The 26,535-nt window shown below is 70.1% G+C and carries 21 protein-coding genes and 2 pseudogenes; 11 read left to right on the top strand and 12 right to left on the bottom strand.

The window, feature by feature from the left end; translation table 11 throughout:
* Positions 1-51: 51 nt before the first annotated feature.
* The 3 genes from ACFV1J_RS14425 to ACFV1J_RS14415 are packed head-to-tail and all read right to left on the bottom strand — an operon-like array spanning position 52 to position 1,369.
* Positions 52-534, bottom strand: a complete 483-nt coding sequence (locus tag ACFV1J_RS14425) for a hypothetical protein (protein WP_385857693.1) — start codon at positions 532-534, stop codon at positions 52-54.
* Positions 528-944, bottom strand: coding sequence for an ATP-binding protein (locus tag ACFV1J_RS14420; RefSeq protein ID WP_385857691.1), 417 nt, complete (start codon positions 942-944; stop codon positions 528-530). Before ACFV1J_RS14420 ends, ACFV1J_RS14425 begins: the two co-directional genes overlap by 7 nt.
* An 8-nt stretch (positions 945-952) precedes the next feature.
* Positions 953-1,369 (bottom strand): hypothetical protein, encoded by a 417-nt coding sequence (locus tag ACFV1J_RS14415; protein WP_385857689.1) that lies wholly within the window; start codon positions 1,367-1,369, stop codon positions 953-955.
* A gap of 187 nt (positions 1,370-1,556) precedes the next feature.
* Between ACFV1J_RS14415 and ACFV1J_RS14410 the strand changes: the two genes are divergently transcribed.
* From ACFV1J_RS14410 to ACFV1J_RS14400, 3 genes are read left to right on the top strand one after another with little or no spacing between them, the layout of a single operon-like run.
* A complete protein-coding gene (locus ACFV1J_RS14410) occupies positions 1,557-2,657 on the top strand; it encodes a helix-turn-helix domain-containing protein (protein ID WP_385857687.1) in 1,101 nt (366 codons plus the stop codon).
* A 16-nt stretch (positions 2,658-2,673) separates the two neighbouring features.
* On the top strand, positions 2,674-3,342 hold the full coding sequence (locus ACFV1J_RS14405; protein WP_385857685.1) for a YdcF family protein: 669 nt from the start codon (positions 2,674-2,676) through the stop codon (positions 3,340-3,342).
* Positions 3,284-4,147: a WbqC family protein gene (locus ACFV1J_RS14400; protein WP_385857682.1), complete on the top strand. Its 864-nt coding sequence runs from the start codon at positions 3,284-3,286 to the stop codon at positions 4,145-4,147. Before ACFV1J_RS14405 ends, ACFV1J_RS14400 begins: the two co-directional genes overlap by 59 nt.
* A 12-nt stretch (positions 4,148-4,159) precedes the next feature.
* On the opposite strand, the gene ACFV1J_RS14395 is transcribed toward ACFV1J_RS14400, so the two are convergent.
* The 6 genes and pseudogenes from ACFV1J_RS14395 to ssd all read right to left on the bottom strand — a co-directional run.
* A complete protein-coding gene (locus tag ACFV1J_RS14395) occupies positions 4,160-4,558 on the bottom strand; it encodes a hypothetical protein (protein ID WP_385857678.1) in 399 nt (132 codons plus the stop codon).
* The gene (locus ACFV1J_RS14390; RefSeq protein WP_385857676.1) at positions 4,558-7,068 is read right to left on the bottom strand and encodes a hypothetical protein; all 2,511 of its coding nucleotides are present in this window, start codon (positions 7,066-7,068) and stop codon (positions 4,558-4,560) included. The genes ACFV1J_RS14395 and ACFV1J_RS14390 overlap by 1 nt, the downstream gene beginning before the upstream one ends.
* Positions 7,065-8,888, bottom strand: a complete 1,824-nt coding sequence (locus ACFV1J_RS14385; protein WP_385857674.1) for a hypothetical protein — start codon at positions 8,886-8,888, stop codon at positions 7,065-7,067. The genes ACFV1J_RS14390 and ACFV1J_RS14385 overlap by 4 nt, the downstream gene beginning before the upstream one ends.
* A gap of 109 nt (positions 8,889-8,997) precedes the next feature.
* On the bottom strand, positions 8,998-10,467 hold the full coding sequence (locus tag ACFV1J_RS14380) for a tyrosine-type recombinase/integrase (protein WP_385857672.1): 1,470 nt from the start codon (positions 10,465-10,467) through the stop codon (positions 8,998-9,000).
* A 105-nt stretch (positions 10,468-10,572) separates the two neighbouring features.
* Positions 10,573-11,433: pseudogene (locus ACFV1J_RS14375) on the bottom strand (CpaF family protein); the annotation flags it as partial.
* Positions 11,391-12,497 (bottom strand): annotated as a pseudogene (gene ssd / locus ACFV1J_RS14370) (septum site-determining protein Ssd); the annotation flags it as partial. The pseudogenes ssd and ACFV1J_RS14375, both read right to left, overlap by 43 nt.
* Positions 12,498-13,023: 526 nt before the next feature.
* Between ssd and ACFV1J_RS14365 the strand changes: the two are divergent.
* Positions 13,024-13,908: an HAD family hydrolase gene (locus ACFV1J_RS14365; RefSeq protein WP_385857670.1), complete on the top strand. Its 885-nt coding sequence runs from the start codon at positions 13,024-13,026 to the stop codon at positions 13,906-13,908.
* 388 nt (positions 13,909-14,296) lie between these two features.
* Here ACFV1J_RS14365 and ACFV1J_RS14360 read toward each other — a convergent pair whose 3' ends face one another.
* Positions 14,297-15,154: an oxidoreductase gene (locus tag ACFV1J_RS14360; RefSeq protein ID WP_385857667.1), complete on the bottom strand. Its 858-nt coding sequence runs from the start codon at positions 15,152-15,154 to the stop codon at positions 14,297-14,299.
* A gap of 101 nt (positions 15,155-15,255) precedes the next feature.
* On the opposite strand from ACFV1J_RS14360, the gene ACFV1J_RS14355 reads away from it, so the two are divergent.
* The 7 genes from ACFV1J_RS14355 to ACFV1J_RS14325 all read left to right on the top strand — a co-directional run bounded on the left by ACFV1J_RS14355 (position 15,256) and on the right by ACFV1J_RS14325 (position 24,469).
* Positions 15,256-16,242: an ATP-binding protein gene (locus ACFV1J_RS14355; RefSeq protein ID WP_385857665.1), complete on the top strand. Its 987-nt coding sequence runs from the start codon at positions 15,256-15,258 to the stop codon at positions 16,240-16,242.
* Between the two features lie 299 nt (positions 16,243-16,541).
* Positions 16,542-18,869: a SulP family inorganic anion transporter gene (locus tag ACFV1J_RS14350; RefSeq protein ID WP_385857663.1), complete on the top strand. Its 2,328-nt coding sequence runs from the start codon at positions 16,542-16,544 to the stop codon at positions 18,867-18,869.
* Positions 18,870-19,047: 178 nt separating this feature from the next.
* A complete protein-coding gene (gene acs / locus ACFV1J_RS14345) occupies positions 19,048-21,012 on the top strand; it encodes an acetate--CoA ligase (protein WP_385857661.1) in 1,965 nt (654 codons plus the stop codon).
* Between the two features lie 324 nt (positions 21,013-21,336).
* Positions 21,337-22,689 (top strand): Na+/H+ antiporter NhaA, encoded by a 1,353-nt coding sequence (nhaA, locus tag ACFV1J_RS14340; RefSeq protein WP_385857659.1) that lies wholly within the window; start codon positions 21,337-21,339, stop codon positions 22,687-22,689.
* A 44-nt stretch (positions 22,690-22,733) separates the two neighbouring features.
* Positions 22,734-23,192 carry a phage holin family protein gene (locus ACFV1J_RS14335; protein WP_385857657.1) on the top strand — a complete coding sequence of 153 codons (459 nt, stop codon included), beginning with the start codon at positions 22,734-22,736 and terminating at the stop codon, positions 23,190-23,192.
* The gene (locus ACFV1J_RS14330; RefSeq protein ID WP_385857655.1) at positions 23,189-24,127 is read left to right on the top strand and encodes an alpha/beta fold hydrolase; all 939 of its coding nucleotides are present in this window, start codon (positions 23,189-23,191) and stop codon (positions 24,125-24,127) included. Before ACFV1J_RS14335 ends, ACFV1J_RS14330 begins: the two co-directional genes overlap by 4 nt.
* Positions 24,128-24,271: 144 nt before the next feature.
* Positions 24,272-24,469 carry a hypothetical protein gene (locus tag ACFV1J_RS14325; protein ID WP_385857653.1) on the top strand — a complete coding sequence of 66 codons (198 nt, stop codon included), beginning with the start codon at positions 24,272-24,274 and terminating at the stop codon, positions 24,467-24,469.
* A gap of 78 nt (positions 24,470-24,547) precedes the next feature.
* Here the strand turns inward: ACFV1J_RS14325 and ACFV1J_RS14320 are convergent, their stop codons facing one another.
* Both ACFV1J_RS14320 and ACFV1J_RS14315 read right to left on the bottom strand, forming a co-directional pair.
* The gene (locus tag ACFV1J_RS14320; protein ID WP_385857652.1) at positions 24,548-25,747 is read right to left on the bottom strand and encodes a MarP family serine protease; all 1,200 of its coding nucleotides are present in this window, start codon (positions 25,745-25,747) and stop codon (positions 24,548-24,550) included.
* Between the two features lie 13 nt (positions 25,748-25,760).
* Positions 25,761-26,504 carry an NUDIX hydrolase gene (locus tag ACFV1J_RS14315; RefSeq protein WP_385857650.1) on the bottom strand — a complete coding sequence of 248 codons (744 nt, stop codon included), beginning with the start codon at positions 26,502-26,504 and terminating at the stop codon, positions 25,761-25,763.
* Positions 26,505-26,535 lie beyond the last annotated feature (31 nt).

Below are 26,535 nucleotides of genomic sequence, written 5' to 3'. Positions count from 1 at the left end.
GGCCGTTCCCTCTCGTTGGGAGTCAGGGCAGTGCATGGGTGGCTGGTGCGTTCAGGCAGGTCGAGCGAGGCCGAACAGGAGGCGGCCGGAGGCGAGGCCGGCATCGAGGTAGGCGTCGACGCGGGGGAGGTCGGCGCTTCGCGGCAGCGGATCCAAGCCGATCACGACGACGGCCTGCCCGTGGTCGCGGACGTGCCGGGTCCAGCCAGGCCGGACCGGCAGCCGGGCGCCGAAGCGACTGCCGCGGAACCGCAGCAGCACCGTGGTCGCGTCCACGATCAGCAGCCGTTCCCCGAGGTCAGGGACGGAGTCCTGCGGTTCGGCCAGGCCGCCCAGGGAGGCGGCGAGGTGCCGCATCCGGAACTCTATGGCCTGGGCGGTGTCGTGCCCGGTGGGGCCGGGCGGGTGGGCGAGCAGGAGGTGCGCGTGGTCGGTGTCGGCAGGGTCGATGCCGAGCCAGGTCCAAGCGCCCAGGGCCGCGAGCAGGCTGGGTCCTGGGCCAGCGGCAGCCAGCAGGGTGCAGGCGGTCAGCATGGTGCCCCCTGGGTGGCCGGGGCGGTCTTGAAGCGTGACCAGACGACCTTGCCTGTCGCTCCCCGATCCTCGACGCCCCAGTCGTCGGAGAAGGCGTCGACGATGTGCAGGCCGCGGCCGGAGACATCGTCGTTGGTGGGACGACGGCGCCGGGGCCGGTGAGGGTTGGAGTCGTGGACCTCGATGCGGACGATGTCGTCCTCCGCGCTCATCGCGACGTGGAAGCCGTAGCCATGGCCGCGGCGTGTGTCGTGCGCGAGGGCATTGGTGGCCAGCTCGGAGACACAGAGGCGGACGTCATCGGCCCGCCCCTCCAGGTCCCAGGCGGCCAGGGTGCGAACGACGAAGTCCCGGGCCTGACCCACGGATTCGGGGACAGGGGCGAAGAATCGTTTGATGGCATCGGGCATGGCGAGCCTCATGTCTCGGCGTCCAGGGCAGGGGCAGAGCTGGGAGTGCGGCGGCGCGAGCGGTTCGGAGTCCGACGCGAGGGCTTGCTGTCTCGGACGACCATCAGCCGGACTCCGGATCGGGCGATCTCCCGCTTCCGCTCGACGGCTATCGACTTGGGCCCCAGGTGGGAGGCGGCAGGCAGGACCACTCCGTAGACATCCGGCAGGTCGAGCACGTCCAGCAGCCCGGTGAACGCCGCGCTGCGGGCGCTGTTGCCGCCGCGCTCGATGAAGATCGCGCCCAGCACCAGCTCGTGGCAGCGGCAGTACTCCGCCAGGGCCCCGGTCAGGGCCGTCTGCCGGGCGGCGGAGCTCTTGAAGAGCCGGAGGAAGCCATAGACGACCGGGCCGTTCACCGGGCGATGCTCCGTGAGGGGTTCCATATGCGTGTCCGTCCAAGGGATCAAAAGGGGCGGAAGGCGTGGCCGGTCCGACAGGATCCGGGCCGACTCTTTCGAGAGTGGCCCTGCTCTAACCCCCAGGAAATGACCCGCTGTTGTACTTCCGTTGCACTTGCGTGTCCCCGCCTGCGTGCATCGTGCTTCGATGCTGTGCGGAAGGGAGCGACGCGTGGCGACCGTGCACCACTGGAGCGGCCTGGAGGCCCATGCCCTGCGACTCGCGCTGCGGATGAGCGTCAGGGGCTTCGCCCAGCATCTCGGGGTCGCTCAGCGCACTGTCGCCAAGTGGGATCAGCTTCTTGAGTCCACCGAGCCGAGACCCGACACCCAGGCGATCTTGGACACCGCACTGGCCCGTGCGGATGCCGCGGTGCATCTGCGGTTCGAGACACTGCTGTCCGAGGCCGGCCACCCCTCGGCCGGGCCGGGGCGGCGGGTGACGGCGTCCGGCCCGAGGGCTTGGGAGTACGAGTCCTGGACCGATGACCTGGACCGGGTCGTGGTCGCGCTGTCCCGCCAGAGTTTCGCGTTCGCCGACAACCTGCTGGGCCGCTGGCTGGGTCGCTTCAAGCCGGCCGAGCTGGACGACAAGGGCCTGTATCTGTTCGCCCGCTCAACGGCCCTGCTCGGCGATCTCCAGCGGGACCAGGGGGCCGTGCTGGGGCCACTGTCAGCCCAGCACGCGTATGTGGGCGCCCGCTCAGCGTTCACCCAGCTCGACATCCCCCGCCGCATCGCCCAGCTCGACCTGTCACTAGCCGTGGTCGCCGAGATGTCCGGCAAGCTGGAAATCGCCGCCCGCCACTACGAAACCCTGGCGGTGGATGACCGGCTCTCGCGCCGCGACCGGGCCAGGGCCCGGCTGTGGGTGGGAACCGCGCTGAGCAAGGACGGCAACCACGACTATGCCGCCCGCGTCATGCTCGCCGCGACCCGCGACTTCGAGGACCTGTCCGAGCCCGAAGACTGGTCCGTCGCCCACCAGAAACTCGCCCTCGCCCACCGCGGCGCCGGCGACCTCACCAAAGCCCTGCACTTCATCGACATCGCCCGAACCACCGGCACGACCGACTCACCGATGCAACGCGTTCGCCTGGACACCGCCCACGGACACATCCTGCTCTCCGACCCGGCCACCCGGGATGATGGACTGCACGTCCTCGACCAAGCCGCGAAGACGGCCGCGCAATACGGCATGAGCCACCAACTCCGCAGCATCGAGGGCATCCGGACCACGATCCAGGGGACACCGCGTCCCCGGCGACGGTGACCAGGGAGAGAAGCGAGTGACGGACAACCAACGGGCCATCACCGACGACCAGCGCCAGCGGGCCAAGCTGATCTGGGACTACCACCAGATGAGCCACGACGTGCGGCCGGTCGACGCCGCGATCGGCCTGGGCAGCCACGACCTCGGCGTCCCCGCCTTCTGCTCCGAGCTGTATCGAGCCGGACTGTTCCCAACGCTGGTCTTCACCGGCGGTCCCAACCCCACCGCCCCGGAACGATTCCCCCGCGGCGAGGCCGTGCACTTCCGCGAGCACGCCATCGACCTCGGCGTCCCCGCCGAAGCAATCCTGCTGGAGCCCACGGCCCGCAATACAGGCCAGAACCTCACCTTCTCCCGCGATGTCCTGGCCGCCGCCGGGATCATCCCCCAGACCGTGCTGCTGGCCTCCATGCCCTATATGGAGCGACGCGCATTCGCCACCGCCCGCAAAGTCTGGCCCGAGGTCGAGGTCATCTGCGCGTCGGCGCCACTGGAGTTCGACGACTACCTCAAGACGATCGGCGACGACAAGCACGTCGTTGACCAGCTCGTCGGCGACCTCCAGAGGGTGATCGAGTATCCGAAGCTCGGATTCGCCATCGAGCAGGAGGTCCCGGAGGACGTGCATGGCGCGTACGAATCCCTCATCCGCGACGGCTTCACCAGCCGGCTCCTCGACTCCTGACCTGCCGGCCCCGGGCGGGCTGTGTGCCATCCACCAGCCCAACTTCCTGCCCCGGCTGACCACGCTGGCGAAGCTGTTCGCGGCGGACTACTGGATCGTCCTGGACGACGTGCAGTTCACCCGCCGCGACTACCAGCACCGGGCCCTCCTCCCGGCCCCTGGCGAGGCGGAGGGGCGCCGGTGGCTGACCATCCCCACCCATCTTCCCCACGGCCGCCAGACGGCCATCTGTGAAGCTCTGATCGTCGATGCCGACCTGGCCCGGCGAAGGACCGCGGGGATACTGCGGCAGACCTATCGCTCCAGCCCCCACTGGCCCGCGTTCGAGGAGGCCCTTCAGCAGGTGCTGGCCGCGTTCGACACCGGCCGGACCGCGGCCGTCGCCGAGACCTCCACCCGCGTCCTGCTGGACCTGCTCGGCTGGCAGGGGAAGATCCTCTCCAGCAGCCGACTGCCCGCCCGGCCCGGCCGCTCGCAGCGGCTCGCCGACCTGGCCGCCGCGACCGGCGCCCGCGCGTATCTGTGCGGGACCGGCGGCATGAAATACCTCCAGCCGCAGCTGTTCACCACCCGCTCGATCACCGTCACCCACTTCACCCCGCCGCCACTGGGGATCTGGGCCGCGGGCCGCAGGGACAGCGCCATCACCCCCCTCATGGCGCTCGGCCCCGCTGCCCTGGCCGACGAGGTGAAGGCCGTCGCCTCCCGCGACGACCTCCACCCCGCCGCAAAGACGCCGCGGCTGCTTTCCCCCCTCGAGGGAGTACAGACGAACGTGCTCAACCGCGTACGACTTCGTGCCTGATGCCAGGCGGCATCATTCCTGTGCCGGGATCGAGGCCAGCCGTCGGCTGTTGCCGAGCTTCTTCTTCAGCGCGAGGTTCTCTTGGTAGAGGTTCGCGGTCACCGAAGCGAGGGCGTCGAGCTTGCCCTGGACCTCGGTGACCTGGGCCTTGGCCTCCCGCAACTGCTTGCGGAGCTCGGCTATGGTCTCGTCCCGCTGGACTTCGCCGGGGGTGCGGAGGACCGGGCGGGCGACCTTTGCGTCCCACTCGGCAAGTATGTCCTCGGCCCGGTGGACGGTCGCGTGGCTGACCTTGGCCTCGCGGGCGAGGTTTTCCTTGGTCAGGGACCCGTCGGTGTGCAGGGGCTCTCCGGCCAGCAGCCGGGCCATGGCCTCCCGCAGCTTGGTCTCGGTCGCAGCGGACACCGGCATCAGGCGGCTCCTCCTTCTTCTTGTTCTCTCAGTGCTCGGGTGATGCGCTGGACGTCGGCGAGCCGGATCAGCACGGCTTCGCGGCGCGGTGGTGCCAGGCTGCGGTCCTTGACCATGGCTGTCAGGTCTTCCTCCTCGGCAGTCCAGATGGGCGCATGCTTGCGGGTGACCACAGAGTTGCGGCAGCGTGCGGGTTGGCAGGCGCCGATCAGCGGGGCCTGGCCGCGCTGTGCTTCTGGGAGCTGGTTCTGGCACTCGGCCTGCGGGGCATCGAACATGCAGTGGTTCAGGGTGCCCAGGTGCAGGTCGGGGAATTCCGCGGTCAGCAGTGAGGCTTGGAGGCGTTCGTCGGCGATCTGGGCCCGCAGTGACGGGTCGCTGTCCATCATGTCGATCACCTTGTCCAGGCCGGCATGGAGGCGAGCCGCCCCCGGCCCGACCGCCACTGCTTCGCCGCCTCGCCGGTCCTTGAGCAGTCCCACCAGCCGCCGTGCGGCGGCGGATTCCAGCTCCTGGTTGAATTCCTTGGCCCAGTTCGCGTCCATCTTTGCGTAGGCCGGGGTGAGCGAGTTTGCCAGCGCTCGCCGTGCGGCGTGCTTGAGCTGCATGCCCAGGGCGATCTCCGAGTCTGGCTGCTGCCCCGTGATGATCGACATGGTCTTGCGAAACATGTGAGGTCTCACGTGTGCCATCGGGATTTCCTGTAGACCGGTCCGGTCCCGATCGGCGTTGATCTTCTCGATGAAGAAGTCGATGTCGCTGGCAGGGTCGATGCCCCGCCGTCCGTAGGCGCGTTTTCCCTCCGCAGACTTCGGCGGGTCAAGGGAGGCGAACAGGTGCGTCGGGTGCCAGGACAGCCGCTCAAGCACCGTCAGCGCCTCGGCGACGGGTTCGATGATCCACCAGTGGCGAGACGGCTGTTCCGGATCCTTCTTGATCTTCCGTGAAACCACGGCGGGCGAGCCATAATGGCTGCCCAAAGCGCCCCGTTCGATCTCCTGAATCTCACTGTCACGCATCAGGCTTAGCCCTGCCGCGAATATGTAGCAGGCGGCTCTGACCATCCGCAGCTCATCGTCGAGGCTGGTCAGGGTGATCTCCGAACGCCATGGCCTGTGGTGCCCGTCCGGCCTTCTCACCACTGCAAATTCCGGGCAAGCTATCGGCACGTCGCGATACGTGGCCTCCCCGCCCAGTTCCACCGCCTGGCCAGAGGCCACTGCCTGCTCAATCCGTTGTCGACGACGTCGGCGATGGGCAGAGGTGCCCAGGAACACATTCCCCGACGCCGCATTCTCGAAGATCAGACGGTGCAGAACCTTGAAGCTCGGGGTTCCCACGCCGCCGCTGCGACCGCTCTTCGCCCGCACCGGCACTCGATGGCTGGGGTCCGCCAACCACGCCTCGATGGCAGCATCTATGTCGGCCTGTTTGCGAATCGTCCGCTTCGGGGCGTAAGCCGTGGCGCCAACAGCAGCAGCACCCCGCGTGCTGTTGACCAGCTGGGTTCTTCCCTCAGCAACTGCGCGGAGCGCGCTCGCCCGCCGAGCCCGTTGGCGCTCACCCCGGTTCGCACCCTTCTCGGTGAACAGGTTCTTGCTCCTGCCGCCGGTTATCTGCAGGCTCAGTGTCGTCCAGACCGGAGTGCCGGCCTTCGCGCCGCGGAAGTCACGGTCGTGGACCGGAACCAGATGCGCCGAGTCTGCGAGCCATTCGTGCACCAGTCGGTCCGCATCCTCACTACTCATCGGCCCGGGCAAATCCGGCAGTGACTCGCCCTCACCCCGCTCGTCGGACAGCTTGTCTCGGAGATCGAGAATGTCGGGTGCGAAGGTGTGGATGTAGGTCCAGGCAGCCCGCAGGAGAGGCCACCAGGTCGAAGGCGGGATGGACGGTGTGGCAATACCGTCTTCGGAGGCCGTGACGGAACCTCCCAGCACGCTGTCGCTTACTTCCTTACCGGTTTGCCCCGGCCACGGGTCGTCAAAGAGGGCTGTGCCGGTAAGGATTCGGGATACGGACTGCATGCGGCGGATGGCGTGAACATGTTTATCAAGGCCCGGGGCGCCCCCCTCGCCGACCTGTTCGTGCAAGAAGCCCAACCATGCGTCGGATGGCCAGGTGCTGAGGTCGTCGGGCATATGGTGTTTGCGAGCCCATCTGCCCAGCTCACCGAGCAGATAAGCCTCCGTCGCGGCCGTTCCCAGCGCCGTCGGGCGGGGGCGGAAGATGTTGGCCTCGCGCAGGATGCGGTGGGCCGGGTTGAGTACGGCGAAGGAAACCTCCCTCACCCGCAGATTCCACAAAGCATCTTCCTCGCAGAACCGGACCGACCAGCTGGCCCGAGACCGGTTGCTGGGGCGGCGAATGCACTCCCCTGACCAGGCTCGGGTCTGCCCAAAGACCGGGATGTCCACCTCGGGAAGGAGGGCATGTGACGTTCCGAAGACCGGTTCGTCGTCGCGGAAGACCTGCGAGGGCAGCGGCACGGGAGCGGGACTGGCCATCATCGGTCGTACTCCGTCCGCAGTCCGAGTGGCAGATCAAGGCGAAGCCCACGGTCCGTGATCTCCTGCCGCGCGGCGGGCAACTGATCTGCGCACTCGGCGAACAGCCCCTTCAGCGCGGCTGCCTGCTTGCCCCACACCGCTTGCCAGCGGGACGGGTCCAGGACCGCGCGCATCCGCTCGATGTGGTCGGCGAACAACAGCAGTCGGGGCAGCTGCGAGGTGAAGATCACCGCATTGCGGCAGAGCATGCACATCGCCGGGGCGACATGACACAGCTGAGCCCCTGGTGTGTGAGGGGAATCGTAGGGATTGCGGCAGTGTGTCAGTCCCATGTCCAGCTGCCCCATACGCATGTTGAGGGCCTGGTCAGGGGCCATGCCGACTGCCTCAGCCACCTCGGGCTCTTCGAGTCGTTGTTCGGCCTCTTTTTCAATGAACAGCGGCCGCTGGGAAACACGCTCGAATACCCATTGCTGTGCGCGGTTGACGGCCCGGCCTGCCATGACGTGGGCAGTAGTGCCGTGGGCGTAATGGTTCCGGTAGATCTCGACATGGTGGTCATCACCCGCAAGGTCGGTCACCGTGCCCCCCAGGGCGACGGCCCGCGTGGTCTTCGCGGTTTTGCGGAGGCGTCGTACGTTGTGGGGCAAGGAGATGGCCAACGGATTGCCGTTGGTGTCGCGCTGTACGTCGATCCAGTTGGAGAATCGTCGCCCGCGTTGCTTGAATCCTGCGCAGGCGGCCGTGAGCTCGCCCGTTTCCTTGCGGAGTTCAACGGCCAGGAACAACCAGGGCGTCGCCATGAACGCCTCTCGGGTCAGCGCAACGGCCGCGAACAGGCGTCGCATCAGACCGGGGACGTCCCATTCGCCGCGTCCGGGAAAGGCCAACGTCTCTGCAGCCGTCGAGCTCTCCTCCGGATCGGGATCGGGATGAAGGTCGGCGCGGATGCGGCCGGCTCGTTGCTTGCGCTGGACCAGTCGGACGCCGGCATCGGTGAGCTCGATGTCGGACATTTGCAGGTCGTGCAGTTCCTCCGGGGTGGTGTCGTTCATCTCCAGCAGCAGCAAGATCCTGAAGGGCATCAGGTCCCTCTCCGAGGGGAACAGCAGGCGTCCCACGGCGATCACCAATCCGCGGCGGTCCTTGCCCTTGCCCTCGTCGTCCAGCAGGTCCCTCAGCTCCTGCGGCCACCAGCGGCATCGGACCGGCAGGTGCTCCCGCACTGCGGCTGTCGTCAGCAGGCCGTGGCGAGCGGCCCAGACCAGGTTGGCCAGCTCGCGCCAGCCGCCTTCCCGGGGATCGACACCATGCTCCAAAAGTCCCTTGCCCCGGGCCAGGCGCTCCTCAAGTTCGCGCACTGCCCGGCGAGCGGCATCACGCAATGTGATGCGTTCCGCGTTGGAGAACTCATCGAGTGGCTCTCCCTCGGTCTTGGGCGCCGTGGGCGGCGCCTGTGCTCGCAGCCGCAGCCGTTCGGGCACTGATTTATCCCAGGAGGCCCGCTGTTCTATCAGCAGCAGCAAGGTGCTCGCCATCTTGTAAGGCATGGGTGACTGGGAGCTGTACTCCTTCCGCAGGGCTTCCTCCCAGGCGAAGAGCACGTCCGCCAGATCGATCTGCGCGCCGTCAAGCCGCGCATCCTGGGGGGCCAGGCCCCTCCGGGGAAGTTCTTCGTCGATGAAACGTGCGAAGTGCCGCACCGGGCTCGTATAGGTCGAGCCGGCGTCCTGCAGGCCCATCCGTCGGATGTAGTCCACCGCTTCATCCGCCAATTGCGCGGCGAGGAGGGAGCACTGGTAGTCCGCCGGGTCGATCACATGCCGGGAAACCTTGCCCCGGCGCTCGCTGGTGACAACTCGCCGTCCCACGTGCTCAATTCGCCGTGCGTCTTCGCGCTTGGGCGCCGTCCGCTGCCGGGGCTTGCGCTCACCTCGGCGAGCCATCAGCCGCACCCCCGCCCACCACGTGCGCTGCATAATCGGCGTAGGTCTTGTCCCTGTCGTTCCACTCGGCGATTGCCTGGCTGACCAGCGCATTCGTGTTGCGAATGTAAACGAGATACCGCATCGTGGAACTAATATTCCGGTGGCCTAGTAGCCGTTGCAGGATCATCAGCGGGTTGCGTGACAGGTGGTCAGCAAGGAAAGCGCCGTGCCCGCCAGCTGCCACCCGCTGAGCCTCTTCTCTCAGGACCAGCTGCGTCAGCATCTGCAGCATGTAGATCGCGAAGGTGTGGCGCGTGTCGTGGATCCGCAGCTGGGACGGCATGACGAGGTCGAGCTCATACTCCTCGATCAGAAACAGCGTCCGCCCAAGCGCTTCGGCGAAGATCTGCTCCCAGCGCTGCTTGGACGGCATCCGCCCACCCCGGCCGACGAACAGCGCCATCGGCTCCAGGCCCCGGTCCCCCTCGATGGCGGCAAGACGACGAACCTCCGCCGGCATCGCCTTGATGCGGAACGTCCGGCGCCGCCCATGAAGCATCCCGCTCAACTTCATCTGCCGCATGTTGACGTCGTCGACGATGAACAGTTCGTCGCGACGCCGGTAGAGCGCCTTCGCCGAGGCCCGCACCGTCGCCGCCCGCTCGGTGCGGCGATACATGTCCAGCTCCCGCAGCGTTGCGTCCTGGATCGCAACCGTCCTGGGCAGCCCGTACTTGGCTATTGCCTGCAATGGCACCTCAGCCGCTGAACCGTCCCTGCGGGGCGGCCCCACCTCGATGTCGAGCAGGCAGCTGAACTCCCGCAGCCGCATCCCTGTTGTGATCGCCAACTCCGCGCCCGCACTGTTGCGCAGCGGCGACCGCCCGCGGAAGGCGGGATCTATTCGGTCGCCTGGCAGGTAGCCGCGCAGGCCCACCTGCTTGAAGAACCGCCACTGCCGATACGTCAGGTGCCGCACATCCAGCTCGGTCGTCGCCCCCCAGGCCAGAACATCCCGGCCACTGCGGCGCCGGTGATAGGGCCGCATGTCCAGCAACTTCTCCTGTACCGCCCAGTCGTAGAAGTTGTTGATCGTTGCCCGACGCCGCTTCCAGGTGGCCGGGGCGTCGGGCGCCTCCCTCAGCTCGGTGCAGTCCTCGCGGTAGGCCACCAAGTCGTCCTCGGTGGCCGACAGAAGATCGGTCGGCGGATCCAAGTCCGCCAGGAAGTCCACCAGGTCCAGCGCGTCATACGTGTAGTCCTCCAGGGACTTCGCCTTCAGCGCCTTCGACATCTCAAAGAAGAACGAGCACAACGGCTCTACCGGCCGCATGTCCGCCCCAAGGAAGAACGGCGTACCTTCCTTGAGCGCCCCCGGCCTCTGTACATACGCAGCGGCGTCGAGATCGACTCCCGCAGGCGCTTCGTAGAACCGGCGGACCTTGTCATGCGAAACGAAGAAGTGGTCCAACTCAACCCCCATTGAGACAACACGAGTTCATCGAACCTAACAACTTTCCCGCTCGCATCAACCACTGAGGAAGGAATCTTGAGACATCTAGAGTTTCTTGCCCTAACCCGCACCTTCCTGGTTTGCGGGCCGGGTCTCCAGCCGCACCACATGGGGGTGGTCGGGGCGCAGTTCCGCCGAGTCCTCGGCCAGGACGATCCGTTCGGCCGGGCCGACCAGGCCGAGCAGCGTGCTGAGGAGCGTCGTCTTGCCGGAGCCCGTACCACCGCTGACCAGGAAGGACAGCCGGGCCGCCAGCACCGCACGGAGCAGTCGGTCGCCGCCGGGCGGGACCGTGCCGGCCGCCACCAGCTCGGAGAGCGTGAAGGCCCTGGGCCGCAGCACCCGTAAGGACAGGCACGTCCCGCCGACCACCACCGGGGGCAGGACCGCATGCAGCCGGGTTCCGTCCGGAAGCCGGGCGTCCACCCAGGGCCGGGCATCGTCCAGCCGCCGGCCGGCCACCGCCGCCAGCCGCTGGGCGAGCCGACGGACCTCCGCGCCGTCCCGGAAGCGGACCTCCGTACGCTCCAGGCCGGCGCCGCGGTCCACCCACACCTCGTCCGGCGCGGTGACCAGGACATCCGTCACGTCGGGCGCGGCCAGCAGCGGCTCCAGCGGTCCGCTGCCCACCATCTCGGAGCGCAACGCCCCCACCACGCCCAGCACTTCGGTGTCCCCGAGCAGCCGTCCCTCCTCTCGCAGCGCCACCGCCACCCGGGCCGGCGTCGGTTCCGCCCCCGCTTCGGCGAGCCGCCGCCGCACCGCCTCCAGGAGGCCCTCCCCCTCTTTCACGGCCGGCCACCGTCCGCTCCGTCCGGGCGCGCGGCCGCCGGGTCCGCGCCGCCGGGCGTCGCCTTCCGGTCCGCTCCCGGCAGCACGGTGCCGCCCCGGCCCGCCGTCGCCCGGGACCAGAAGTCCCCGCAGAACCGCGCCAGCGGACCGCGCGCCTGGGAGCCCGGCGGCAGACCGCGCGCCAGATCCGCGAACAGGCCCATCTCCCAAGGAAGTTCGCCGGCCAGCGGCAGGTCCATGAGGCGGGCGATCTCGGCCGGGGGCAGGCCGTGGCCGTGGCGGTCGGGGGTTCCGCGCGCCACCAGCCGCAGATCGCCGAGCAGCGGCTGCACCCCGGCGGCCACCCGCTGGGCCGCCGCCACCGCCCGCAGCTCCGTGGGGACCAGCAGCAGCCCCATGTCCACCTGGGACAGCGCCTCCGCCGTCGCCTCGTCGGCACGGCGCGGCAGGTCCATCACCACGACCCCGCCGCGCCGGCGCGCCGCGGAGACGACCGCCCGCATGGCCGGCGGCGGAATGGCGACCTCGGCCCCGCGGTCCCAGCTGAGTACCCGTAAGGAGTGCAGCCGGGGCAGGGACTCTTCGAGGGCGCCGCCGGCCACCCGGCCGCGCGACTCGGCGAAGGCCGGCCAGCGCAGTCCCTTCTCCTTCTCGCCGCCCAGCAGCACGTCCAGCCCGCCGCCCAGCGGATCACCGTCGACGAGCATGGTGCGCCGCCCGGTCCGCGCGGCGGTGACGGCCAGCGCGGCGGCCAGGGTGCTCGCCCCGGCGCCGCCGCGGCCTCCGATCACGCCCACCGTGAGGGCCGGCGGCCCGTCCCCCTCGACCGCGTCGGCGATCCGGTCGACCAGCCAGCGCTCCCCGTCGGGAAGGGCGAGCACCCGCTCGGCGCCCAGGGCGACGGCCTGCCGCCAGGTCTCCTGGTCGTCGGTGCCCCGCGCCGTGAGGATCACTCCCGAGCGGCGTCCGGCACCGCGTAACCGGCCGGCGCAGTCGGCTCCGACGATGACCAGGGGCGCCGCTTCCCAGCCCCCTTTGCGGGCCGGCAGGCCGTGCGCCACTTCGGGCAGCGCGCCGGCCGCCGCGCACAGCCGCAGCAGGTCGTCGAGGAGCCGTTCGTCCTCGGTGATGATCAGCGGGCCGCCCCACTCTTCGCCGGCCCGGACCGGCCCTTCCGATGGCGTGGTTCCAGCCATGTCCGTCCCCCTATCGCTACGCGACTCGCACTCCGCGAACTCGCGGACTTTTACGATGCAGGGATCGGGAAATCCGTGTGGATCTTGGTCCAAATCTGTGGACAACTCCGCGCCTGTGAATATCCCCGTCACCTATTCCAGCGACCGGCGGCCACTTCCGTGACGCAAGAGGGCCTCGCGACAGCACTCCAGGGGCACGAGGGAGCGACCCTCCGGGGCCTTCCACAGAGCAGCGTGTTGACTACGGTGCGTAAGGGGAGGAAGGCGTCGTAGGCGTGGGCGCCGAGCGGGCGCAAAGAGGGGCGGATCGGCGCCTCGGGGCGGAAAACGGCCCCGGACATGCGACGACCCCCGCCGGGGGGGAGAGCGGGGGTCGTCCCCACGGCCGACTCGGGGGGGGGAGGAGCCGGACCGGGTTAGCACGGTCGCGAACGATCCGTGACTTCCATGGTGTACCCGAGAGCCTTCTCAGGCAAACCCACGCGCCACACCTTACGCCGAATGGTGGGCCGCCTATGCTCACCCCGTGGAAAACCACTCCGTGCCTCACCCGACGCCCCGTACTGCCGCGTTCTTCGACTTGGACAAGACCGTCATTGCTAAGTCGAGCACGCTGACCTTCAGCAAGTCGTTCTACCAAGGCGGCCTGATCAATCGGCGGGCCGTACTGCGCACTGCGTATGCCCAGTTCGTGTTCCTCGCGGGCGGCGCCGATCACGATCAGATGGAGCGGATGCGGGAATATCTCTCCTCCTTGTGCCGCGGCTGGGATGTGGCCCAGGTGCGGGAGATCGTCGCCGAGACACTGCACGATCTGATCGACCCGATCATTTACGACGAGGCCGCCTCACTCATCGAGGAGCATCACGCCGCGGGGCGTGATGTCGTCATTGTCTCCACCTCCGGTGCCGAGGTCGTCGAACCGATCGGGGAACTCCTCGGCGCCGACCGGGTCGTGGCCACCCGTATGGTCGTCGGCGAGGACGGCCGATTCACCGGAGAGGTGGAGTATTACGCCTACGGCCCCACCAAGGCGGAGGCCGTCCGGGAGCTCGCCGCATCCGAGGGCTATGACCTGGAGCGCTGTTATGCGTACAGCGATTCGGCGACCGATGTCCCGATGCTGTCGGCCGTGGGGCATCCGTGCGCGGTCAATCCGGACCGCGCGCTGCGCCGCGAGGCCGTCGCCCGGGGCTGGCCGATCCTCTCCTTCAACCGCCCGGTTCCGCTCAAGCAGCGGCTGCCGGCGCTGTCCATGCCGTCCCGCCCGGTGCTCGCCGCCATGGCCGCGGTGAGCGCGGCGGCCGCCACCGCCACGCTGGTCTGGTACGCGAACCGACGGAAAACCCCGAAGCCGCACCTCGCCCGTATGGACCGGATCGGCCGCACCGCCCGTATTGACCGCGTTTGAAGCCAAACGTAAAGATCTGCGACCCGGGGTTCCGCTTGCCCGGCGCGAGGAGTACAAAGGACTTAACGGCCCGCGAGACCAAGGACATCCGAGAGGAAAACCTTTAATCAGCAAGTGGCCCACGGACCGATGCATGAATGCCGGGCACCCACGCGACGCCGACCCGTCGATTACGGGCCAGCCACACCAGGTAACCGGACGAAGATTCCGACCTGATGGGCACATATTCGAGCACGCACTGGTAACCCGGCAGACATGCCAGCGGCGGTACCACCGATTGGTACCGCCGCAACCCTGTGTTCGGGCCAAATCAAGCAATGCGTTCCGGAATTCCGGCTACCGGGTCGGATATCGCCGTCCTCGGCGGCCGGATACCGCGCCCCGCCGCTTACGCCGCGCCGCGCTGCAGGGCCTCACAGACCGCCGTGCTCTCCCGTACGCCGAGTTCCACCGCGCGTCCGCAGTGGGCGATCCACCCGGCGACGCCCTCCGGGGTGCCCGAGACATAGCCCTCCAGGGCCGCCACGTAGGCTGCCCGGCCCAGTTCCGCGTGCCCCACTTCGGCGGGGCAGATCGCCTTCGGGTCCAGCCCGCTGCCGATCAGCACGATCCGCTCGGCGGCCCGGGCGACCAGCCCGTTGTGGGAGGCGAACGGCCGCAGCGCCAGCAGCTCGCCGTGCACCACGGCGGCGATCACCAGGGCCGGCGCCTCCGTGCCGGCCAGCAGCAGCCGCGACAGCCCGTCCAGCCGCCCGGCCACCTCGTCGGCGTCCGGCAGCGGCAGCTCGATGAGCGGCTCGTCCACGGGTTCCGCGGCGAGCCGGGGCCGCCCCACCGTGTCGTCCGCCGTCTCCTTGCCGGCCGCCACAAGGTGGAGCCGCGCCAGCACCCGCAGGGGCGACTGCCGCCACACGCTCAGCAGCTGGCCCGCCTCGGCGGTCAGCCGCAGCGCCGCGCCGACCGTCCGCGGCTCCCCCTCGACGCCGAAGTCGGTCCGGCGCCTGACCTCTTCGAGCGCCCAGTCGGCGCCCGCCAGAGCCGCGGAACCGCGCGCTCCGCGCAGCGCCGCCTCGGAACTGACCTCATTGCTGCGGCGCCGCATGACCCGGTGCCCGTAGACCCGGTCGACGCCCTTGCGCACGGAGTCCACGGAGTCGGTGACTCCCGGGAGCGAGGCCAGGGTCGCGAGCGGATCGTCGCTCGCCTTGGGGGGTGCGGGGGTGGTCCCCCGGGAGTTTCCAGCCATGGGTACGACCCTACGCACCGGCGGCCCGAACCCCTCGAAGGAGTGGTCTTCTTCACGCGGACCTCTTACTCAGCGGAACAGCGGTATTACCCTTAGTGAACATGAAGATCGCTTTCGTAGGCAAGGGCGGCAGTGGCAAGACCACCCTCTCCTCCCTGTTCATCCGTCATCTCGCCGCGGCCCGGGTCCCCGTGATCGCCGTGGACGCCGACATCAACCAGCATCTGGGTGCCGCCCTCGGCCTCGACGAGGCGGAGGCCGCCGCGCTGCCCGCGATGGGCGCCCATCTCCCGCTGATCAAGGACTACTTGCGCGGCAGCAACCCGCGGATCCCGTCCGCCGAATCCATGATCAAGACGACCCCGCCCGGGGAGGGGTCGCGCCTCCTCCGGGTCTGCGAGGACAACCCCGTTTACGACGCCTGCGCACGGACGGTGGAGCTCGACGGCACCCCGGTCCGGCTGATGGCGACCGGCCCGTTCACCGAGTCGGACCTCGGCGTGGCCTGTTACCACTCCAAGGTCGGCGCGGTCGAACTGTGCCTCAACCACCTTGTTGACGGCCGCGAGGAGTACGTCGTGGTCGACATGACGGCCGGTTCCGACTCCTTCGCCTCCGGGATGTTCACCCGCTTCGACATGACCTTCCTGGTCGCCGAGCCGACCCGTAAGGGCGTCGCGGTCTACCGCCAGTACAAGGAGTACGCCCGGGATTTCGGGGTCCCCCTCAAGGTGGTGGGCAACAAGGTGCAGGGGCCGGACGACCTCGCGTTCCTGCGCGACGCGGCGGGCGAGGACCTGCTGGTGACGGTCGGGCACTCCGAGTGGGTGCGCGCCCTGGAGAAGGGCCGCCCGGCCCGCTTCACCTATCTGGAGCAGGCCAACCGCCGCGCCCTGGAGACCCTGCACGACACGGCCGATGCGGCCTACGGGCGCCGCGACTGGGAGCGCTACACGCGCCAGATGGTGCACTTCCACCTGAAGAACGCGGAGAGCTGGGGCAACGCCAAGACGGGCGTCGACCTCGCGGCCCAGGTCGACCCGGCGTTCGTCCTCTTCGAGGGGACGGCCACCCCGCAGCCGGCCTGATCGCCGGACGGCGCGAGTCGGCGCACGGCTCGCGCCGGACCCACCGGTCCGGCGGGCTCCGCTTCCCGGCCTCGGCCGTCACAGCGCCCGGTCTTCACCCGATAGAGGGGTGGATTGCGGCAAATGCCCGCAAAGTCTTCTCTGAACCTTTACGTGTCATTACGCTTCGTTTACCGCCGCTTGAGAGTCACCGGACCGTCGCTCACCGCGACACCCGCCGGCCGGCTCGCGACCCGCCGCAGTACACCGCCGCCCACGATCGCGCCCCGCGCGACCGCGTCGCCCCGGAGGAGACGGGAATGTCGCAGATCGAGAAGCCGCCGCAGCCGCCCCGGTACCCGCACCAGGCAGCCGTCCCTCCCGAGCCCCGCAACCACCCCGCCGAACCCCGCCCGAAACGGGCCGCCCGGGCCGCCTGGCTGCGGGACCTCTCCGCGTCGGCCGTCGTCTTCCTGCTCGCCGTCCCGCTGTCGCTCGGCGTCGCACTGGCCACCGGAGCCCCGCTCCAGGCCGGGCTGATCGCCGCGGTCGTCGGCGGCATCGTCGCCGGGCTGCTCGGCGGCGCGCCCCTTCAGGTGAGCGGCGCCGCCACCGGCCTCCTGGTGGTCACCACCGACCTCGTCCAGCGCTACGGCTGGCGGGCCACCTGCGCCATCACGGTCCTGGCCGGCCTGACCCAACTCGCCCTGGGCGCCCTGCGGGTGGCCCGGGCGACGCTGGCCGTCAGCCCGGCGATCGTGCACGGCATGCTGGCCGGCATCGGGGCCACCATCGCCATCGGGCAGCTCCATGTGGTGCTCGGTGGCCGGCCCGACAGTTCGGCGCTCGACAACATCGCCGCCCTTCCCGGCCAGCTGGCGCATCCGCACATCACCGCGCTGCTGATCGGCGCCGTCACCGTGGCCGTGCTGGCCGGCTGGGGGCGGCTGCCGGGCCGCGCCGGACGGTGGGCGCGGGCGCTGCCGGCGCCGCTGGTCGCGGTGGTCGCCGCGACCGCGGTCGGTGTGGGGTCGGCGGTGCCGCGCGTGGCGCTGCCGTCCTGGCAGGTGCCCGCGCTCCCGGTGGTGCCGGAGGCGTCCGTTCCGGCCCTGGCCGCCGCGGTGCTGACGGTCACCTTCGTCGCCAGTATGGAGTCGCTGCTGTCCGCCGTGGCCGTGGACCGGCTCGCCGCCGAGCGGCCCGGGGCCCCCGCCGGCCGCCTCCGGCTCAACCGCGAACTGGCCGCCCAGGGGGCAGCCAACACCGTCTCCGGCCTGCTGGGCGGGCTACCCGTCTCCGGGGGCGCGATCCGCGGCTCGGCCAATGTGCGGGCCGGCGCCGCCACCCGCCGCGCCACGGTGCTGCACGGCGTGTGGGTGCTGCTGTGCGCCGGCCTGACGGCGGCCGCCCTGGAGCTCATCCCCCTGGCCGCACTGGCCGCCCTGGTGATGGTGGTCGGCGTCCGGATGGTGAGCTTCGCGCACATCCGGCACGTCCAGCGGCACCGCGAATTCCCGGTCTACGCCGCCACGTTGGGCGGCGTGGTGCTGCTCGGCGTCCTCCAGGGCGTGCTGACCGGCATCGCCGTCGCGGCCTTCCTCGCGCTGCGCCGGCTGACCCACACGCGCGTCACGGTGACGAAGGAGGGCGAGGGCTACCGGGTGCGCATCAGCGGCCAGTTGACCTTCCTGGCGGTGCCGCGACTGACCCGGGCGCTGGCACTGGTCCCGGCCCACACCGATGTCGTCATCGAGCTGTGCGGCTCCTTCATGGACCACGCCGCCTACGAGGCTCTGCAGTCCTGGTCCACGGCCCATCGGGCGCACGGCGGCTGGGTCACCCTCGGCGGCCGTTCGGCCCGGCCGGTCGCCGAGCCGGCCGACGCGCACTCCTGCCGGCCGTGGACGCCGTGGCGCCACCACGAGTGCACCCGGCCCGGGCCGGACCAGGGCCCGGCCCCGGAGAGCAGCAGCCAACTGCTGGGCGGGATCAGCGCGTTCCAGCGCCATACGGCTCCGCTGGTGCGCGAGGAGCTGGCGCGGCTGGCGCGCGAGGGCCAGCGGCCCACCCAGCTGTTCCTGACCTGCGCCGACTCCCGGCTGGTGACGAGCATGATCACCGCCAGCGGACCGGGCGACCTGTTCACCGTGCGCAACGTCGGCAATCTGGTGCCTCCGCCGGGCTCGGACGCCTCGTGCGACTCCGTGGGCGCGGCGATCGAGTACGCGGTCGAGGTCCTGCGGGTCGGCTCGATCACCGTGTGCGGGCATTCCGGATGCGGCGCCATGGGAGCCCTGCTGAATTCCGCGGCACCCGGGGACGGCGAGCCGACCCCGCTCTCCCGCTGGCTGCGGCACGGCCTGCCGAGCCTGGCCCGGATGCAGCGCATCGGACGGCTGGGCCGGGGCGAAGTCGCGCTGTGCGGTCGGCCGGTGAGCGATGATCAGGAGCGGCTGGCGCTCGTCAACGTCATGCAGCAGCTCGACCACCTCCGGGCGCACGCCTGCGTGGCACGCCGCGTGGCGGAGGGAGGGCTCACCCTGCACGGGATGTACTTCCACGTCGGCGAGGCCCAGGCGTACGTGCTCGACGAGACCACCGGACGATTCCGCGCGGTCCACGGCGAGGCCTCCGCGATCCGGGCCTGACCTGCGCGGCAGCGCCGGCCCCGCCCCCGCGTCGATCCCGGCGCCCGCTCGTCCGCACGGAACAGACAAGCAGTCAACAGGTCTACACCACTTTTTATCCACAGCCCTTGTCAGGGCCCGGTGCGGGCTGATGAGCTATGGCCTGGGACACATCGGACACCCTGGATTGGGAGAAGTCGTGAGCAACGAAAGCCTGGCCAACCTGCTCAAAGAGGAACGGCGGTTCGCGCCTCCCGCCGAGCTGGCCGCGCACGCCAACGTCACGGCTGCCGCGTACGAACAGGGCGCGGCGGACCGGCTGGCCTTCTGGGCCGAGCAGGCCCGACGCCTGTCCTGGGAGACCGAGCCCACCCAGACCCTCGACTGGTCCAACCCGCCCTTCGCGAAGTGGTTCGCCGACGGCAAGCTGAACGTCGCCTACAACTGCGTCGACCGACATGTGGAGAACGGCCTGGGCGACCGGGTCGCCCTCCACTTCGAAGGCGAGCCGGGCGACAGCCGCTCGATCACCTACGCCGAGCTGCAGCAAGAGGTCTCCAAGGCCGCCCACGCCCTGACCGAGCTGGGTGTGCGGGCCGGCGACCGGGTCGCCATCTACATGCCGATGATCCCGGAGACGGTCGTCGCGATGCTGGCCTGCGCCCGGCTGGGCGCCCCGCATTCGGTCGTCTTCGGCGGCTTCTCCGCGGACGCGCTGGCGACCCGGATCAACGACGCCGACGCCCGCGTGGTGATCACCGCCGACGGCGGCTACCGCCGCGGCAAGCCGTCCGCCCTCAAGCCTGCCGTGGACGAGGCCCTGACCCGGCCCGGCACGGAGAACGTCCGCAGCGTGCTCGTGGTGCGCCGTACGGGCCAGGAGGACCTCGCCTGGCACGAGGGCCGCGACGTGTGGTGGCACGAGATCGTCGACCGGCAGAGCGAGACGCACACCCCCGAGGCGTTCGACGCCGAGCACCCGCTGTTCATCCTCTACACCTCCGGGACGACGGGTAAGCCCAAGGGCATCCTGCACACCACCGGCGGCTACCTCACCCAGGTGTCGTACACCCACCACGCCGTCTTCGACCTCAAGCCGGAGACCGACGTCTACTGGTGCACCGCCGACGTCGGCTGGGTGACCGGCCACTCGTACATCACCTACGGCCCGCTCTCCAACGGCGCCACCCAAGTCCTGTACGAGGGCACCCCGGACACCCCGCACCAGGGCCGCTGGTGGGAGATCGTCCAGAAGTACGGCGTGACGATCCTCTACACCGCGCCGACCGCGATCCGGGCCTGCATGAAGTGGGGCGACGACATCCCGGCGAAGTTCGACCTGTCGTCGCTGCGCGTCCTCGGGTCGGTGGGCGAGCCGATCAACCCCGAGGCGTGGATCTGGTACCGCAAGCACATCGGCGCGGACTCGGCGCCGATCGTGGACACCTGGTGGCAGACCGAGACCGGTGCGGTGATGCTCAGCCCGCTGCCGGGCGTCACGGCGACCAAGCCCGGCTCCGCGCAGGTGCCGCTGCCCGGCATCGCCGCGACCGTCGTGGACGACGACGCCAACGAGGTTCCCAACGGCGGTGGCGGCTACCTCGTCCTGACCGAGCCGTGGCCGTCCATGCTGCGCACGATCTGGGGCGACGACCAGCGCTACCTCGACACGTACTGGTCCCGCTTCGAGGGCAAGTACTTCGCCGGTGACGGCGCGAAGAAGGACGAGGACGGCGACATCTGGCTGCTCGGCCGGGTCGACGACGTCATGCTGGTCTCCGGCCACAACATCTCCACCACCGAGGTCGAGTCCGCGCTGGTCTCGCACCCGAAGGTGGCCGAGGCCGCGGTCGTCGGCGCCACCGACCCGCAGACCACCCAGGCCATCTGCGCCTTCGTCATCCTGCGCGGCAGCGCCGCGGAGGACGAGGGGCTGGTCGAGGAGCTGCGTGCCCATGTCGCCCAGCAGCTCGGCCCGATCGCCAAGCCCAAGCGGATCCTGCCGGTCGCGGAGCTGCCCAAGACCCGCTCCGGCAAGATCATGCGGCGGTTGCTGCGTGACATCGCCGAGAACCGTGACCTCGGGGACGTCTCGACGCTCACCGACTCCTCGGTCATGGACCTGATCCAGGCGAAGCTGCCGAGCGCGGCCGCCGAGGACTGAGCCGGACCGCTCGCGGAGGGGGCACCGGGCCGGGAGCGGCCCGGTGCCCCCTCGCGAGTACGGCCCCCGCGTGACTCCCCACCGGCAGCCCTCGACCCTCCGCCCCAGCGGCCGCGCGCCCGAATTGCCCGTAAAGTGAGGCCACCGCATACTCTCCCGCACCCGCCCGGTAGAGTGGGAATCGCGTCAATGACGCGCTAAGAAACTCTGGGTGCGCCGGGAAGTCTGGTCGGCAACTGCAACAGCCGTACACAGCTGCCGAAGGCCGGAGGTCACCGCGTGAGCGCGCCCACGAGCAATCGCCGATCCATCTTCCTCGGGCGCATGTCCCTGCCCGAGCGGAATTTCGTCGCCGAGGCGCTGCGCGCCGAGACCGTCGGCGGGGTCCTCCTCCTCGCCGCCGCCGTGGCCGCGCTGATCTGGGCGAACACCCTCGGCGGAAGCTACGAGGCGGTCCGCGGCTTCCACCTCGGCCCGGCGTCCCTCGGCCTCGACCTCTCCGTCCAGCACTGGTCCGCCAACGGCCTGCTGGCCCTCTTCTTCTTCGTCGCCGGCATCGAGCTCAAGCGCGAACTGGTCGCCGGTGAACTGCGCGATCCCAAGGCCGCCGCGCTCCCGGTCATCGCCGCCCTCTGCGGCATGGTGACGCCCGCGCTCGTCTACGCCACCGTCAACGGCCTCGGCGGCGGCTCCCTGCGGGGCTGGGCCGTCCCCACCGCCACCGACATCGCCTTCGCGCTCGCCGTCCTGGCCGTGATCGGCACCTCGCTGCCCGCCGCGCTGCGCGCCTTCCTGCTCACCCTCGCCGTCGTCGACGACCTCTTCGCGATCCTGATCATCGCGGTCTTCTTCACCTCGACGATCAATTTCCTGGCGCTCGGCTTCGCCGCCGTCGGCCTGGCCGTCTTCTACCTGCTGCTGCGCAAGGGCGTCCGCGGCTGGTACGTCTATGTGCCCCTCGGCCTGGTCATCTGGGCGCTGATGGAGAACAGCGGGGTGCACGCCACCATCGCGGGCGTCGCCATGGGCCTGATGCTGCGCTGCCACCGCCGGGACGGCGAGCCGCAGTCCCCCGGCGAGCGCATCGAGCACCTCGTACGCCCGCTGTCGGCCGGTCTGGCGGTGCCGCTGTTCGCCCTGTTCTCCGCGGGCGTGTCGCTCTCCGGCGGCGCCCTCCACGAGGTCTTCACCCGCCCGGAGACGCTCGGTGTGGTCCTCGGCCTGATAGTGGGCAAGGCGCTGGGCATCTTCGGCGGTACATGGGTCACCGCCCGCTTCACCAGGGCCGAGCTGAACCCCGACCTCAAGTGGCCGGACGTCTTCGCGCTCGCCTCCCTGGCCGGAATCGGCTTCACCGTCTCCCTGCTGATCGGCGAACTCGCCTTCGCCGGCAATGCCGCGCTGACCGACGAGATCAAGGCATCGGTGCTGGTCGGCTCGCTCCTCGCGGCCGTCTTCGCGGGCATCCTGCTCAAGATCCGCAACGCCAAGTACAAGAAGCTCACGGAGGACGAGGAGCGCGACGAGGACCAGGACGGCATCCCCGACGTCTACGAACTCGACAAACCGGAATACCACCTTCGGATGGCCGCGATCCACGAGGCAAAGGCCGCCGAACACCGGCGGCTTGCCGAAGTGGCCTCCGGCACGCACGCCGGAGACGATGGTCCGGCATGATCTGAGAGGCTTTGCATCCGGTTGACGAGATGAGGGAGACGGCGATGAGCGCAGCCGACACAGGCGCGGACCGCAGCCTCGGACAGCTGGTGGCCACGGCCACCGCCGAAATGTCCGCACTGGTGCACGACGAGATCGCGCTGGCCAAGGCGGAACTGCGGCAGGACGCCAAGCGGGCCGGCATCGGCAGCGCCGCATTCGTCGTCGCGGGCTCACTGGCGCTGTTCGCCCTGCCGGTGCTCAGCTTCGCGGCGGCGTACGGCATCCACAACCTCGGCCTGGGGCTCGCCTGGTCCTTCCTGATCGTGGGCGGCGCCTTCCTGGTCCTCGCCGGTCTGCTGGCCCTCATCGCCATGGCCAAGATCAAGAAGATCAAGAAGCCGGAGAAGTCGATCAACTCCGCCAGGGAGACCGCGGCCGTGCTGCAGAACGCCAAGCCGCACCCGCGCCTGGAGACCAAGGACCATCCGGTCCTGGAGTCTGTGACACGCTCCTCGGTATGACAGCCCCTGACAGCACCGCCTCGGTCGTCCGGCTCGGCGTCCCCGGCGACCGCGAGGTGTCGCACCGCGACGTCGCGGCGAACGGCGCGCGCTTCCACATCGCCGAGATGGGCGACGGCCCGCTGGTGCTCCTGCTGCACGGCTTCCCGCAGTTCTGGTGGACCTGGCGGCAGCAACTCCCGGCGCTCGCCGACGCGGGCTTCCGCGCGGTCGCGATGGACCTGCGCGGCGTCGGCGGCAGCGACCGCACCCCCCGCGGCTACGACCCGGCGAACCTCGCGCTGGACGTCACCGGCGTCATACGGTCCCTGGGCGAACCGGACGCCGCGCTCGTCGGGCACGACCTCGGCGGCTACCTCGCCTGGACCGCCGCGGTGATGCGGCCGAAGCTGGTGCGCCGGCTCGCGGTGTCCTCGATGCCGCACCCGCGGCGCTGGCGCGCGGCGATGCTCGCCGACGTCCGGCAGAGCGCCCGGAGTTCGCACATCTGGAGCTTTCAGCGGCCCTGGCTGCCGGAGCGGCGGCTGACCGCGGACGACGCGGCGCTGGTCGGCCGGATGATCCGGGACTGGTCCGGCCCCCGGCTGCCGGACGACGAGGCGATCGAGGTCTACCGACGGGCGATGAGCATCCCGTCGACCGCGCACTGTTCCATCGAGCCGTACCGCTGGATGGTGCGGTCGCTGGCGCGCCCCGACGGCATCCAGTTCAACCGCCGGATGAAGCTGCCGGTCCGGGTCCCGACCCTGCATCTGCACGGGTCGCTGGACCCGGTGATGCGCACCCGCAGTGCGGCCGGTTCCGGCGAGTACGTCGAAGCCCCGTACCGCTGGCGGCTGTTCGACGGGCTCGGGCACTTCCCGCACGAGGAGGACCCGGTGGCGTTCTCCACCGAGCTGATCAACTGGCTGAAGGACCCCGAACCGGACCGCTGACCGGGGCGGCGCGCACCGCTCAGCGGAGCGCGTTCGCCCGGCGCTCGAACGTTCGTGTGGTGAACGGCGACTTGCCCGGCGCATAGGCCAATTGGCCGTCCCCGAGGCGGTTACGGACCTTGGGCCACGGGCAGAGTCGAGGGTATGGGCTGGACGCACGACTACCGTGACGTGGCACGCACCCGCCGCAGCAGTGCCGCTGCCGTGGGCACTCAGGACAGGGGCACTCCGGACCTCGGGTCCGGCGCATCCCCCCAACCGGCGCATCCGATGGGCATTCCGCGCATCCTGCGCCGCCGGGCGCGCTGGATGAGCGCGCGCCTGCGCCATCCCCGCACCTGACCGCACCGCCCGCCGCGCCGGCGGCGCCCGGACGGTGCCGTACGCCCCACCGAGGCGCTGTGCGGGCGCTCCGGCCGCTCAGATCGCACAGCCCTGGCTGTCGACCTGCCGCTCGGCCGTACGCCCCTTGAGGGCGTCCCCGCGGACCTCGTCGGCGGTCAGTGCGTAGCCGGTGCGCGAGTCGTCCAGCGACTTCGCGAAGACGACGCCGTAGACCTCGCCGTTCGGAGTGAGCAGCGGGCCACCGGAGTTGCCCTGCCGGACCGTGGCGTAGAGCGAGTAGACATCGCGGCCGACCGTGCCGCGGTGGTAGATGTCCGGGCCGTTCGCCTGGATACGGCTGCGGATGCGGGCCGCGCGGACGTCATAGCCGCCGTTCTCCGGGAAGCCGGCCACGATGGCGTTGTTGCCGCTGCTCGCGTCCGTCTTGGCGAAGCGCAGCGCCGGGGCGTCCAGGGACGGCACGTCCAGGACGGCGATGTCGCGCTGCCAGTCGTAGAGCACGACCTTGGCGTCGTACGTCCGGCCCTCGCCGCCCACCTGGACGGTCGGCTCGTTCACCCCGCCGACCACGTGGGCGTTGGTCATCACCCGGTGCCGGCCGAACACGAAACCGCTGCCTTCGAGGACCTTCCCGCAGCTCGGGGCGGTGCCGACGACCTTGACGATGCTGCGCCTGGCCTGCCCGGCCACCGGGCTGGTGGCCAGCTGCGGGTCGGGCGCCGGCACGTTGTTGATCGGTTCGTTGGAGAACGGCGTGAAGACCTGCGGGAAGCCGTTCTGCGCGAGCACCGACGAGAAGTCCGCGAACCAGGTGCTGGCCTGCTGCGGCATCACCCGGGACACCCCGAGCAGCACCTTGGAGTTACGGACCTCCTTGCCGAGCGTGGGCAGCGACGTCCCGGCCAGCGCCGAGCCGATCAGCCAGGCGACCAGCAGCATCGCGACGACGTTGACCAGCGCACCGCCGGTCGCGTCCAGCGCTCTCGCCGGTGACCAGGTGATGTGGCGGCGGAGTTTGTTGCCCAGGTGGGTGGTGAGCGCCTGGCCCACGGACGCGCACACGATCACGATGGCGACCGCCGCGATGGCCGCGAAGGTACCGGGCGTGGCATCGCCGGTGATCTCGTTCCAGATCACGGGCAGCACATAGACCGCGATCAGGCCGCCTCCGAGGAAGCCGATCACGGACAGGATGCCGACGACAAAACCTTGCCGGTAGCCGACGATCGCGAACCACACGGCCGCGACCAGCAGCAGAATGTCCAGGACGTTCACGCCGGACACCGTCTCACGAGCGCCAGTCGAGCGGGACCTGCTTGTCACGGTCCCACGGAATCTCCCACCCCGCGTAGTACAGGATCCGGTCGATCACTCCGGCCGTAAAGCCCCAGACCAGGGCGTTCTCGACGAGGAAGGCCGGACCGACGTGACCACTGGGGTGGCGCGTTGTCACACGATGGGCGGGGTCGGTGAGATCGGCCACGGGGACCGTGAACACCCGGGCGGTCTCCGCCTCGTCCACCGGGCCGACCGGGCTCGGGCGGCGCCACCAGCCCAGTACCGGGGTGACCACGAAGCCGCTGACGGGGATGTAGAGCCGCGGCAGCACGCCGAAGACCTGCACACCGGACGGGTCCAGACCGGTCTCCTCCTGCGCCTCGCGCAGCGCCGCCCGCACCGGACCGGCTCCCTCCGGATCTCCGTCCTCCGGGTCCAGGGCGCCACCGGGGAAGGAGGGCTGGCCCGCATGGGAGCGCAGGGTGCCGGCCCGCTCCATCAGGAGCAGCTCGGGGCCGCACGGACCATGGCCGAAGAGGATCAGCACCGCGGACTGCCGGCCGCCGTCCTCGGGCGGCAGGAAGCGGCTGAGCTGGTGCGGCTCGACCGTGGCGGCCGCGCGGGCCACCGGTTCCAGCCACTCGGGCAGGCCGTCGGCCGAGACCGTGACCTCCCCACCGGACGCCGCACCGGCGGCCGCCGCCGCCCTGACGCCCGTCTCCTCGCCGTACTGCTGCTCCCGTGCACTCGTCATACGCGCCCCCTCAGGCCTGGCTTGGATCATG

It is taken from the genome of Streptomyces sp. NPDC059649 (assembly GCF_042734445.1).
GTDB lineage: Bacteria > Actinomycetota > Actinomycetes > Streptomycetales > Streptomycetaceae > Streptomyces.
This window is presented reverse-complemented; position numbering and strand designations above follow the sequence as displayed.